At 46.9% G+C, this 13,373-nt stretch carries 8 protein-coding genes; 1 reads left to right on the forward strand and 7 read right to left on the reverse strand.

The genetic code is table 11. The features are described from left to right. Nucleotides 1–122: 122 nt before the first annotated feature. Complete coding sequence (locus FS373_RS10025) at nt 123–833, forward strand: hypothetical protein (protein ID WP_144044976.1); 711 nt, start codon at nt 123–125, stop codon at nt 831–833. A gap of 205 nt (nt 834–1,038) precedes the next feature. Here FS373_RS10025 and FS373_RS10030 read toward each other — a convergent pair whose 3' ends face one another. The 7 genes from FS373_RS10030 to FS373_RS10060 all read right to left on the reverse strand — a co-directional run bounded on the left by FS373_RS10030 (nt 1,039) and on the right by FS373_RS10060 (nt 12,681). Beyond that, nucleotides 1,039–3,282, reverse strand: coding sequence for a DUF6351 family protein (locus tag FS373_RS10030; RefSeq protein ID WP_144044977.1), 2,244 nt, complete (start codon nt 3,280–3,282; stop codon nt 1,039–1,041). Between the two features lie 191 nt (nt 3,283–3,473). Then, entirely contained in the window at nt 3,474–5,561 is a 2,088-nt protein-coding gene (locus tag FS373_RS10035; RefSeq protein ID WP_144044978.1) for a methyl-accepting chemotaxis protein, read from the reverse strand. Between the two features lie 146 nt (nt 5,562–5,707). Continuing rightward, nucleotides 5,708–6,847 (reverse strand): cell division protein ZapE, encoded by a 1,140-nt coding sequence (gene zapE / locus FS373_RS10040; protein WP_152829368.1) that lies wholly within the window; start codon nt 6,845–6,847, stop codon nt 5,708–5,710. Between the two features lie 155 nt (nt 6,848–7,002). Continuing rightward, nucleotides 7,003–8,616 (reverse strand): insulinase family protein, encoded by a 1,614-nt coding sequence (locus FS373_RS10045; protein WP_152829369.1) that lies wholly within the window; start codon nt 8,614–8,616, stop codon nt 7,003–7,005. Next, entirely contained in the window at nt 8,613–10,052 is a 1,440-nt protein-coding gene (locus FS373_RS10050) for a M16 family metallopeptidase (protein WP_152829370.1), read from the reverse strand. Before FS373_RS10050 ends, FS373_RS10045 begins: the two co-directional genes overlap by 4 nt. An 83-nt stretch (nt 10,053–10,135) precedes the next feature. Further along, complete coding sequence (gene norR, locus FS373_RS10055; RefSeq protein WP_144044982.1) at nt 10,136–11,686, reverse strand: nitric oxide reductase transcriptional regulator NorR; 1,551 nt, start codon at nt 11,684–11,686, stop codon at nt 10,136–10,138. A 71-nt stretch (nt 11,687–11,757) separates the two neighbouring features. Beyond that, nucleotides 11,758–12,681 (reverse strand): LpxL/LpxP family Kdo(2)-lipid IV(A) lauroyl/palmitoleoyl acyltransferase, encoded by a 924-nt coding sequence (locus FS373_RS10060; protein WP_144048814.1) that lies wholly within the window; start codon nt 12,679–12,681, stop codon nt 11,758–11,760. Between the last annotated feature and the right edge of the window lie 692 nt (nt 12,682–13,373).

The following is a 13,373-nucleotide window of genomic DNA, read 5'->3' on the forward strand; positions in this document are numbered from 1 at the left end:
ATATCAATATGTTACTACTTGGTTGCTGGTTTGTTTGGTTTCGTTTTCTTTGACTATACTATGGCTAACGGTGACTAGCTGTATTTTTATCTGGGATAATTAGCGAAAGCTATGGAGGTGGTATGTATTTTATAAGAAGAAACCTGGTGTTAGGTTTAGCCATTGTCTTATGCTACCTAGCTGTCACCCTTTACACCGGAAAACTTGAAGATGTGTCCCTGTCTGATGAGGCCCATGTATATGGTACTGAACAGGCCTATGGCAGAGCCGTAGTAGATCACAGAGTTTCATTGTCTGATATTCGTGAAGTGGCTCAAGGGCAGATAGAAAGGCCATATGAAACAAAAAATATAATCACTATAAGTAGTTACAATGAGTTTTCCAGTGTGACTAATCCAGCTATGGCCGAGGTAGGTACAAATAATTTAGGCCGGGGTGTTAAAGCTAATCTGGCCAATACCAGTAGTATTAAAACTGGTGATATTAAAGGCAGTAATAACGTGAATACGCGAGCGAGTGTTACAGCTAGGCTCGAAGCCTTGAGGGAACTACACAAGGACCCTAATTACAAGGTCGAGCTTGAGAAGAGACGATTGTCCAGTGTGCTCAATACGGCTATCTTCCTCTTAGGTATTGCCATTATTTCATTGACACTTAGCGGGGATAATCAGAAGCGGGAGTTCGATGAGAAGATGATATTTTTGTCGGCGTTAATCTTAATCGATTTTGTGTTTATTGGTGGCCAATTCACCATGTTAATGCCCTTGATAGGCTTAGCCGTACTCTATAGCCGACAGTATTTAAGCACTAATTTTACCCCCCATCAGGAGTAGGTAACTTAAGTTTTGAGTCGCTATACACCACATTTTGGCTGCGGGAACCTGAGTATGGTTAAGTTGCCCCATGTTTAATGACATCTGTAAAATGTGACCCTGAACTATTTTCTAAAGCTTACTTTACCCAGAGTAAGCTAGCCCAAAGCGGCTTATCATGAAGTACTAAGATCAACCGCAGAATAACAATGACATCAATATCCAATTAGCGTTCCAATTTTTGTCCACTGCCAAGCAGAGATGACTGATTGGAATGCTTATTCTTATGGGCCTGTAACGTCGGCGTTAAACCGAGATCTGGCTTGCCTATATCTCCCTGACTATAGTCACATACTCCATCGGGGAATATATTTTCTAATTGACCCTGGTAAGCCTGTATGGAGACATTACCGTATAAACCTCGCTCTATGGCATCGCCAACAGGAATACGACCACACTTGAAGATACTGCCGGCCCAAGGGCCCCCAGCCTGTACGCGAATATTGCTGTATATGGGGTATATTTTGCTGCATTTTCCTAATGGCTTATTGTTCCATTCGCCATCCCACACATCTTCCCCCTCAAATTGTACCTTTCCCTGATAATCTATGCAGGCATCGGCTAAATCTGCGGGTTTGCTGGTGATAGGATCTTTATCTTCGGAGGCTCTTATGGCCAATAGCCATTGATCAAGAAACGCTATGCCCTTATCGATAGGAATATGATCTTTATGGGATATCCAAACCACCTGATTTTCATTGTGCCCTTGATATTCCTGGATTCTTAGCCGAGTTTCGAAGGAGGCTAAGGTGTGGTGCATATTGAGATCGTCTTCTAAATAGTGACGGATCTCCAAGATAGGAAGCTCCGCCTTACCTATGAATATCTGTCCATATTTATAGCCATTGACGATCGCTTGTGGATCGGATGGTTTTCGTTTAGCAATATGGGATTTCGGCTCCGTGATATTATTGCGACTCCACAGGCTTAGCCAGATGGGGAACTTCATGCCAAAAGGAGTAAATGCCGTTTCTTTACGCATTTTATCTTGTGGCACCCAGGAACCGATATACTGATTGAGGTGAATGAACTCTTCGATGTTGATATCTCCCCTCTGCATGGCTCTCAGGCCATACTGAACACCCTCATTACCCCAAGTTGTTCGTGCAAATCCATGACGATCAGTGCCATAAATCTGAGCTAAATCTTGCCAATAGGTCCAGTTAACCTGCTCTTTTACCTTATCGGAGAAGTAAGGTTTGACGAAACCTTGCTTAGGGTTGTAGAAGAAAGTTGCGGCGATGAACCAAGAATAAACACACTCGCTGCTGCCATTGGGCATGGAGGGCCAGGCACCTGCAAACAGTTGATTGAGAGGGACTAAGAAGGTATAGGGATGGTCGAAACCATTAATACCATTCATACCCTCGATATTTTCTCTCTGCTCCCAGTCTTTCCACTTACTATTAGCGTTATCTGTGACGTTAAAGTAGTGCTGTAACAGGTCGCAATCGAGCAGGAATATCGATTGTGACACCATATCCGGAAAGCTATAAATTGGCATTAACCCATCTAAAACCCCAGTGCTGTTTTGAGCGATAAGGTATTGTGCGAGTCCGCCACCCGAGCCGCCAATGCCTAAGGTATAGAGGGGATCGCCATAGAGGGAGGTGAACTGTGCCTTGACTCTTCTAGCTGTATCTTCGGCGAGCAACATGTTATAGCTGTAGCTGGTATTGTTGCCACTGGAGGCTATGACGGCGTAGCCTTGTCTGAGCAAAGTGAGGCGTCTGTTAATGAGGCGTTCAGCCCCCATACGTCCCTGTCGAAAACCTATGCTGGCTCCGCCTTTGAATTGATAGATGAGCTTATTATTCCAATATTGCTTAGTGTCTCTGACTCCTAAGCTGGTCTCGGACACTAGCATGGTGAGAAAATAGATATAGCGGTTGATGCTACCTCTCTCTAAACGGAAGATCTCCGGGACTGGCTTACCGTCGATCTCAGTTGTCGCAATCTCAGCCCTTGCTGGTGGGTTGTCGAGATCGTAGGCTCGTATTTTATCTGTGCCTGTTAAGGTATAAAAATAGTCTATTCTTGAGGTGACCATACAGTCTTTGCTATAACCAATTATCTCGTCGTTTTCATCGTAAACTGTGACGCCATAGCCTTCTTGATTATCAACAAGGGGCTGACCCAAACCAGCATCGATTGTCATACAGTAGAAAGGGTATTGGCGCTTACCTGAGTAGAGACTATCGGCTGGGCCAACTTCACCGAGTTTGATTGGGAAAGGGAAGGTTTCTCTGGGTCTTGGAGTGAGGCTTATGTGCTTATCTACCTGTAAAAATAGGTTTTCTTGATCCATAGGCGCAATGGCAATGACCTGACGTTTTACCAGGGGATCTTGCCCACAGGCGGTTAAAATGCTTGTTAAAACAAATAATAATATCAAGAGTTTTCTGCTCATTTCTAACTCCCTTCCTTATGTAGTTCTCCTCTTAAGTCTTGTTCGATTCGATAAAAAAGCAACAATTATGTTGAAAATAGTTTAGAAAAAATCTAAAACAAAATTCACAAAAATAGTGTATATGAACGCAATATCTTTACGGGGATAGGGGCTCATATTGCGAGCCCTTTGGTGACGGGGCGTAGAGGGGATCAGTAACGGAAATGGTTTATTTTTTCGTTGACTTCGTCTACCAGTCTGGCAGAGCTGCTGCTTTCCTCTTGGGCCGAAACCGCTCCTTGAGCCAGAGATTCGGCGGCGTCATTGATGGCCACTATGTTGCGATTGACCTCCTCTGTCACTGCTGCTTGCTCCTCTGCCGCACTGGCAATCTGATGTGCCATATCCTGAATTTTACTACTCTGATTATTGACTTCATCAAGTTCAATTACGGCTTGCTTAGCATGGGTTAGGCAGGTCTGACTGAGTTCTCTGCTTTGTGACATGGTATTCACCGCTTGCTTACTCTTGCTGCGCAGGGAATCTATCATCTGTTGGATCTCGTCGGTAGAGTCTGCGGTTCGGGTTGCTAAGACTCTGACTTCGTCTGCGACCACGGCAAATCCTCGACCTTGTTCGCCGGCTCTGGCGGCTTCAATGGCCGCGTTGAGTGCTAATAGGTTGGTTTGCTCTGAGATATTGCGGATCACATCTAATATTGAGCCGATACTCTCGGTTTGTTTTTCAAGATCGATTATCTCATTGGATGCATGGTTCACATGCTCGGACAGAGACTGTAATCCATCGGCGTTGGCTTTGACTACCTCCTGGCCTCTGGAAACAGATTCCTGAGTCGTAGACACTGAATCGGCCGTGACCTGAGCATTATCGGAGACGCTGTGGGCGGTCGACGACATCTCATTAGTTGCGGTAACGACTTGTTCTATCTCCATCTGCTGCTTGCTTATCTGCTCTCTGCCGGACTCAGACAAGGCGGCATTGCGCTCGGAACTCAGGGTTAGCTCGGTCATGCTGTTGGCAACATCAGAGACGATGGAGCGAACATTAGCAATAAAGGTATTGAGGTGTGTGGCAAGCTGGCCTGTTTCGTCGCTGCGTTTAATTTTTATCTCTTGAGTTAGATCGCCACCAGACTGGGTCAACTTGGCGACCACATCAACCAACTCACGAATGGGGCGGTTGATAGAGCCGGACATAAACCAGATGAGTAGCATGCCAAAAAGAGCTGAGATAAAGCCCACGACGAGTTGGCCGTTTAGGTTAGAGGCAAAGCCTGTTTCCAGCTGCTCGACTATGTCATAAGCCTTGCTCAGTGCCAGTTCTTTTGGCACCTGTATTAGTATTTCCCATTGAGCATTGGTCCCAGTCACCGCAAATGTTTTACTGGCGATGATACTGGTGTCACTGATAGATGTTTGCTGTTTCTGTCTGGTTGATATCAGGCCGGTAATGTCTGTATTAGTGGCGACCTTACTGATGTTGTCCTTATTGGTACTGTCGGCACTGACGAGCCCTCTGGGACTGAGTATTATCACCCTGGCTGCGCCGCCATAAAGATTTTCGGCCGCTTTAGTTGCCAGTTGCTGCAGGAAGTTGAGTGAGTAATCGACCCCCACCATACCAACGTAACGACTGTTACGAATGAGAGGTGCAACAAATGAGCTGAGTAGGGTATCTACCCCCTGGACCTTATAGGAGGCGGGATCGATAACACAGGGCGCACGACTCTCCATAGGGCACAGATACCACTCGGAGTTTCTCACTCCGGTAGGAGTTAATTTTTCGGTGTAGAAGTCACTCAGAGGCTGGATATCGATCTTACCCGAGGGCGAACGTGTCCAGTAGGGGGCAAACTTTCCATCGGCTTGTGAATATTTATTGTCAGTATTATCAGCATCTGAACCATCGAACTTATCGGCTTCCCAACCTGTATAGATACCTAAGATGTCGTGATTATTTTCCACTAAATTCTTTAGCATGCTGTTGACTTGGGCGCGACTAAGCCCTGGTGCTTCAGGGAACAAGCCGCCTGCAACTGAGGTGGCAATATCCATGGCATGGTCGAAGGCTGCATTGATTTTCAGCGCCTCTTGCTGCGCCGATAAATTAATATTTTCAATGACTTGTTCCTGAGCCTGATTGAGTACGCTGGTGTGTACTTCATGGCGCAGTGATTGATTCGACAGGTAGCCATAGCCTATGATTGCCAAGGTTACCGCGAGTAAACTCGCGGTACCGAAGAGTAAGATCTGGTGTCGGATACTGGAAAATTGAATCATTGTGGCCCCTTGGATAAAATCTATCCTTTCAATACTAGTTCACTATCTTGAATTCGGGGCTTGGAAGGGAAAAATAGCATTAAACCAACACCTTTACCTTGTTTCTCTGGGCTGGGTAGGCGGGAAAATGTGGGGCCTGGTTTGTATTAAGCCACTAGTCGTTTCGAGTTAGCCGCATATTCTGTGGACTGCATCTCCTGTAAGCGGCTGAAAGTTCGTCTGAACTCGAAGCTCAATGCGCCTTCACTGTACAGTTCCTCCAGGGGGACTTCGGCTGACAGGTAGAGATTGACTCGCTGATCGTAAAGCTCGTCTATTAGGGCGATAAAGCGTCTGGCCGGGTCATCACCCACAGCATAAGAGAGTTGACGTTCGCCTGTTTCGGTGGCGATAGCGCCATCTTCTGTGCCCCTGGCGCGGATCCAGGACTTGGGGAGACCGCCGAGCACGGGAATATCGCTGACAAACAGGGTATCGAAGCGACTGGCCAGCTCAATATAGTCCAGCTGAGATCTGGGACCGTCACATAAGGCATCGAAACTAAACCAGGCCTGATTATCACTGACCTTGATGACTGGAATACTGCGGCCTAAGATCTGTATCGATTCATTGCTATAGGTGTTCTCGTCAGCTTTCGAGCCAAATAACTCATTAAATTTTGCATGCTGAGCCAAGAAGTAGATCTGCTTAAATTCCAGGGAACGCAGTCGATGATCTTCCTTGCCATCTAAGTGAAACTCGGTGCAGTGGGCCTGTAGCAAAGCAATCGTAGGCAGGAAACGGTCTCTCTGCAGCCCGCATTCATAAAGGCGGGGGATAGGTATGTTGGAGGTGGCGACTAATATAACCCCTTCTTTGTATAGCGCCTCGAACAAGGTACCGAGGATCATGGCGTCACCTATGTCTGAGACAAAAAACTCATCGAAACAGATCACCTTGCACTCTTTGGCAATGTGTTTAGCGATGCGAACTAAGGGATCTCTTTTACCTGATTCGGCTAACATGTCTTTATGTATCCGCGCCATAAACCGATGAAAGTGCAGCCTCAGCGTCAGCTCATCATCCAGTGCGTCGCAGAAAAGATCCATTAACATGGTCTTACCTCGGCCCACATCCCCCCAGAGATAGACTCCTTTAATTGAGTCAGACGGGTTTATGCCTTGAGGTGTGGTGAGTTGCTCGAACAGGGTATTGAGTAAAGCCACCGCCTGCTCTTGCTGAGGGTCGAAGCTAAAATCTAGCTGAGTGAGTTTCTGCCGATATTTAACGAGAGGAGAGAGGCTCATATTGACTGGATATATCGATTGGGGTGGGCGCAAGTATATCAGTTGTGCCGTTTTAAAGTAGGGACAACTGATATGACTTGATTCTGTTAATGTTTAGCTCTTATATCGATTGGCATTATCTGTTATCCGATAGCAGCTGAGCTACTCAAAGTAGCTTAAGGTTCAACCTTTTCAATGTGCCAGTCGGGTAATTTATCTTTTAGATCGCCACTAATTTTATCGGCATCGCCTCTGAGTAAGATGTAGGGAGGTGAGTCGAAAATAGACTGAGACATCTGCATTAGCTGCTTGCCGGTCAATTCTTTTATCTGAATCTGAATATTAGCTAAGTCTTGGCTGCTGCGTTTGAGTGTCAGTTGTTTAATATACTGTATCTTACTCGAGTACTGGGACTGCATGGTTAGCGTGTACTTACTTTTTTCATAGGTCTTCAACGCCATTAGCTCGGCGCTTGTAACTTCTTGTTCGGTAGTGAGTTGAAGGTGAGCTAAAATACCAGCTACAAATGCACCTGTGTGTTGCAGTTGTGTGCTGCCATAATATTTGAGTGTACGCGACTGAGGGTTATCGAAACAGCGGCCATAGATGCCATAAGTCAGCCCTCGTTTTTCTCTTAAGTCGTAGTAGAGGCGACCGGAAAAACTGCGACCTAACCAATCGGCGAGTAACTGGCAGCTTAGAGGATGGCTAGACGAGAAGTCATTCTTCATTGTGTCAGAATTAGAGCCAGAACTCGAAGCTGAAAGTGGCAGTCTATATCCCACTCTCACCTGCGTCTGCACGGCTCCAGGCGCATCTATCAAGTAGATTATCTTGTCTGTGTTGATAAAAGACTCTGCAGCTGTATCTGTCGCTTGTGCTACTTTGACTAAAGCCGCAGCATCTTCTCTTCCTGCATGCCCGTCTTTAGCTGCAACAGGAGAAGACCTGGTTAACAGTTTAGCAAGCCGCTTAGCCTCTTCTATTAAGAATTCCTGAGTAAGAATATTGGATTGGGCAAGATCGGATACTCGATGATTCGCGGGCAGCGACATAAACAGATGCCATCTAGCGCCTGCTCGCATCTCTCGCTGTAGCTTTGATAGCCTGCTAAGGCTTAGCTCATCTTGCAGTACTAAGTTGTTGAGTGCCTGATTATAAGGATGCTTATTTCCTAATATTATATTGGCCCATACTTTATCAATTTCTGCACCGCTATAGGCATTGATATGCTTATTGAGCTTTAGCTTTCTACGGACATTATCGATATCAACATGCTCAAATGCCGAATCCTGCCAACTATCATTGAGTATGCTCAGTGATTGTGGTAATTCCTCAGCTGGGCAGGCCATCTTTATGCTAATGCTGTGCATTCCCGCTCTTATTCGAAGGCTCTCGATACATGAGATTGGATGCTGAGACGCTAACCAGATTGCGCGCTCATTGAGTGCGGTATTGAGAATATCTATGTTATTAAAGGGCTGGTCTGAATTTATCAGTACCAGCTCGACATAATTAAGCTCTGATGGGCTAGGCGGGAAGAGGTGCAGGGTAAAATCAGTCGTCAGAGGATGAACTTGAGGTGCCCATGACTCGGTACCCGAGTTCAATTCAGGTTTGACTCTATGTAGCTGCGGCGCTCCTTCGAGTAGGTTAAATGTCGGTGTGACTGGTGCTTGCTCGTCGGTGAACACTAACTTGGTCTGTTGGCAGCCTAGAAGCGGCAGTAACAGCAAGATGCTAAGCAGGTATCTTGGCGAGTTAATGCTATGTTTATTAAAGCAGATCATAAGACGCTATCCTCTAAGCTGTCGGTTAGCCCACCGGGAAGCCATTCCAGTAAGGTTTTACCCCATCTGATATACCAAGGTGGTAGCAGGTCTAGCCTGACATAGCCATGATTAAAGTAGCGACCGGCTACCCTCTGCATATCGGCCGTTGTCACCGCATTGATGCGTTCCCAGGGGCCAGTTAGAGGAACAAGGCGATCTTGAGGTAATGTTGCCGATAGGGCTCTTGCTAATGCTGAAGGGCTATCGACTTGCCTGAGTTTAAGGTTGAGCCATTCGGCCTTCAAGTGGTCCAAATCACTCTCGCTTATTCCTTGGCTACTTAGCTGATTTATCATCTGCTCAATATTCCCCGCCAGCTTGTCTAGGGAGGTCTTTGCCCTCGGCACTATGACCAGGTTGGTGACTCCCATATGCTCCATGGACAAGGGTATCGAGTAGGTGAGTAGTTGCTCCGGATCCTTCAAGCCACTCTGCTTGATGATGCTATTTCGATTTTGAAACAGGTAGCCTTCGAGTAAAGTGACGGCGGCGGCATCGCGATTAGCTTGTCCTACCGTATGCCAGGCAAGCAGTAATGCGGGCCAGGGACCCCGGTTATCGACTATCTCTGCGCGAACAGATTTGTTGTCAAAAATGTACTCTTGATGAGCGTTAATGGGTGTGGAAGCTTTAGCCCAGTCACCGAAGAGTGATTGAATCCATTCTGTGGTCTGCGGCGGAAGGCCACCGACTATGCTGAGCTGCATTGCGTCGGGGCGATAATGGTTTTGATGGAACTGGTTCAGGCTGGTTGGCGTCGATTGCGCTATATCTTGTTTAGAGCCGATGACCGCGTGTTGATAGGGCGTGCCTTGGGCTTGCTTTAAGAGAAACTCCATCGCTTGGCGTACATAGGGCTGATTATCTATGCTGGTAGCCATCTCCTCTAACACGGTCGCCTGCTGATTTGTGACTGTCTCTTGAGTTAAGGCTGGGCGAATGAAGCGGTCGGCTTCTAGCCATAGGGCGAGCTCGAGTGCTGCAGATGGAATAGTCAGATAGTAGTTGGTGAAATCGAAGAAGGTGGAGGCATTGAATTGCCCACTGAGTGAACTCATCGTCTGGGCGTAGCTGTCGCCGGGGGCATTTTTACTGCCCTTAAACAGCATGTGTTCAAAGAGATGCGCATAACCGGTTTGTCCCGGCGCTTCATCCCTGGAGCCGACACTGAACTGGCTGGCAATAGACACACTCAAGGTGTTATCCATGGGGAGTAATCTGATCTGGAGCCCATTGTCTAACGTTTGGTAACTGATCTTCTGCTCTAGATGGTAAAGAGGCGCAGCCAGCTGCTCCAGGTTCAACTCTTCAGCCAAGGTGTTCGGGCTGATAAAAGCGTATAGGCACAAAGAGTAAGCTAGCAGACAATATTTTAGACTGAATTCCGTTTTCATGTTATCGCTTAATCTGGCTGTTATAGGCTATTTTATAACAGCTTTTTATCCAGTAGATCTAGCCTTCTATGCTGAACTCCAGTTTATTTCAGCCTCAATCGCTTAGCTAAGCGGTGCAGATTGCCAGAGTCTAGCTTTAACTTGCGGGCTGTGGCGGCCCATTGTCCGTTATTTTCGGCTAATGCCTGCCTGATATATTGAGATTGAAATTCGTCAGTTGCATCTTTTAGGCTGTTATCGCCTATATGAAACTTGTTGATCTCCTTGGTGGTTTGGCGGGAAACTCTTGGTTCATCGGCTTGGGTTATTGGCTCCAGATGATGAGGCGATATCTGACATAGTCCACCGCGAGATTGCGCTCTAGCGAGTACGGCCGCTCGATGAAGGACATGCTCTAGCTCTCTGACATTACCAGGCCATGAGTATTGTTTGAGCTGGCTCAGGCTTGCCGGGCTTAAACTGAGATTATTAATGCCTAGCTTCTGCCTGCACCTCTCTACAAAAAAGCCGCTCAACAAGATGATATCATTGCCTCGCTCTTTCAGCGGTGGCACCATCAAGGGGAAGACGCTGAGTCTGTGGTAGAGATCGGCTCTAAATCGTCCGGCTAACACTTCTTGCTTTAGATCTTTATTGGTGGCGGCAATAATTCGCACATCTACCTTTCGACTGCGATCATCGCCTATCTTCTGCAGATCGCCATACTGCAATACTCGAAGGAGCTTGGACTGTAAGGTGAGAGGTAACTCGCCTATCTCATCGAGAAACAAGGTGCCCTTATCGGCGAGTTCAAACTTGCCACTTCGATTGCTTATGGCACCGGTAAACGCGCCTTTTACATGGCCAAACAGTTCACTCTCAGCGATCGATTCAGGTAAAGCCGCACAGTTGAGGTATACCAGTGGCGTATCCTTACGCTCGGAGCCCTGGTGTACTGCCTTGGCAACCAGTTCCTTACCTGTGCCCGTCTCGCCTAAGATAAGCACGTTGAGATCTGTGGCGGCGACCATTTCAATCTCATTGTGGAGTGATTGCATTATCTCGGATTGAGCTATGATCTCCACATCTGTATTGGTGTCTATGCCTAGCCGCATCGCAGGTAACGAGTCTTGCGATTGCACCGCAAGTTTCTCTAATCTATCGATCATCAGGGCATTACTGAGTGAGACTGCGGCGATGGCACTTAAACTTCTAAGCTCACTATTGGAAAACTGATCAAATTGGCGGGGGTCGAAGCCATCTATGGTGATGGCGCCGATAAGATTTTCATTAGCAAACAGGGGGAGACCGATACAGGCATGGACCTTAAGTTCATCACCTTGATTAGGGATCAAGCCGTCATAGGGGTCGGCGAGTGTGCTATCGGAGGGAAACCTGACAATATCCCCTGCACGAGCAATGGCTTCTAATCTTGGATGTTCATCCACAAGGAAGCGTCTTCCCAGTACATCGGCATTGAGTCCATCTATGGCTAACGGAGTAAATTGCCCGCCCTGAAAGGCGAGTAGCGCCGCCGCATCACAATCTAGATTCTGCCTTATGGTATCGAGCAGCCTGGAAAATCGATCGCGGTTGGACAAGCCCGAGGTAATATCCAGTGCTATCTGTGTAAGTTCGGTTTGACTCAGTGCCATATCTGCTCCTAGGGATCACTTGTGGTGATATTCAGTTGTTCTCAGAGCGTGGAAACTACTGAGAACAGAGGCTAATAAACCGAAGGGTCATCCTTGTTAGGACGAGTCTTGAAGCGGCGATGTAGCCACATATACTGGCTGGGTTCTCGCTCGATGATCCCTTCGATGATCTTATTGCCTCGCTTAGCATCTGCAATCTCATCCTCACCGGGGAAGTTATCGAGGGCTGGCATGATCTCTATGGTGTAGCCTTTATCGTCGGCGTTACGGACCACACTGAAGGGCAATACTTTAGCCTTGCCCAAGCGAGCCAAGGTGGTGGCACCTGTGATAGTTGCCGCTTCTTGCATGGCGAAGAAGGGAATGAAGGTGGCACTGGAACGGCCGAAATCTTGATCCGCTGTATACCAGATAACATCTGGACTTCTCAGACAACGCACCATCTTTCGTAGATCTCGTTTAGACACCAGAGCCTTATTGGAGCGCAAGCGCCCCTTGACCTGCAGGTATTCCATCACTGGATTGTTATGGGGACGATAGACGCCCACCCCGGGTTGAAATTGGCCAAAAATTCGTGCCCCCATCTCCAGCGGCAGACAATGCACGGCGAACAGGATCACTCCATGGCCGTCAGCGAGTGTCTTTTCGACATGCTCTTGGCCTTTTATACTCATGTGGCGTTGAATCTTAGCATCTGACCACCACCAGGCGTTGATGGTATCGAAGATGGCCTTACCGGTTTCTTCAAAATTACGTTTCAGTAAGTCTTGTCGTTCACTTGGGCTCATTTCGGGGAAGCAAAGTTCCAAATTACGCTTGGCAGTGTGGACTCGACTGCCCATGACGGCTTTGGCTAAGCGCCCGATAAGACTTCCTAGTTTCATCTGTATTGATAGGGGCAGTATTTGTGTCAGGCGCATCAAGCCTATACCGAACCAGAGTGGCCAGTATTTTGGGTGATATAGATGTGTCGAAAATTGGGCTTTTTCTACCACGAATAACTCTAACATGAGAAAAATGAGCACTTATTCTAACGTAATTACCCCAGTAGAAGTTGAAAAACACCGAATATTCTCACTGCTATTGGTCAATAAAGTTGGGTACAATCGAAGATTAATTCTACAGATTAAGATATGAGTGCTATGAAGGTTTCTCTGGGCGAATTGGTAAGATTTAAACTTATGGTTGGTGGAGGCTATTTGAGCATTGAAATCATCGGCTACAATAAGGTTGAGCTGTGATTTTGCTCAAACTGGCTTTGAGTACTAGCTTTTATTGGACCGATTATGTTGAGGGGAGGCAAGCACTGGTGTGCCAGGTGACTGAGTTGGAATCATGCCTGGTTCACTTGCCTGCTCTACAGATTAAGATATGAGTGTTATGAAGGTTTCTCTGGGCGAATTGGTAAGATTTAAACTTATGGTTGGTGGAGGCTATTTGAGCATTGAAATCATTGGCTACAATAAGGTTGAGCTGTGGTTTTGCTCGCACTGGCTTTGAGTACTAGCTTTTATTGGATCGATTATGTTGAGGGGAGGCAAGCACTGGTGTGCCAGGTGACTGAGTTGGAATCATGCCTGGTTCACTTGCCTGCTCTACAGATTAAGATATGAGTGTTATGAAGGTTTCTCTGGGCGAATTGGTAAGATTTAAACTTATGGTTGGTGGAGGCTATTTGAGCATTGAA

The organism is Shewanella sp. YLB-07 (assembly GCF_009377275.1).

Coding starts and splice junctions, on each gene's coding strand:
- FS373_RS10045 (WP_152829369.1), bottom strand. CDS start 8,616: ATGATCTGCTTTAATAAACATAGCATTAACTCGCCAAGATACCTGCTT.
- norR (WP_144044982.1), bottom strand. CDS start 11,686: ATGGCACTGAGTCAAACCGAACTTACACAGATAGCACTGGATATTACC.
- FS373_RS10050 (WP_152829370.1), bottom strand. CDS start 10,052: ATGAAAACGGAATTCAGTCTAAAATATTGTCTGCTAGCTTACTCTTTG.
- zapE (WP_152829368.1), bottom strand. CDS start 6,847: ATGAGCCTCTCTCCTCTCGTTAAATATCGGCAGAAACTCACTCAGCTA.
- FS373_RS10025 (WP_144044976.1), top strand. CDS start 123: ATGTATTTTATAAGAAGAAACCTGGTGTTAGGTTTAGCCATTGTCTTA.
- FS373_RS10030 (WP_144044977.1), bottom strand. CDS start 3,282: ATGAGCAGAAAACTCTTGATATTATTATTTGTTTTAACAAGCATTTTA.
- FS373_RS10035 (WP_144044978.1), bottom strand. CDS start 5,561: ATGATTCAATTTTCCAGTATCCGACACCAGATCTTACTCTTCGGTACC.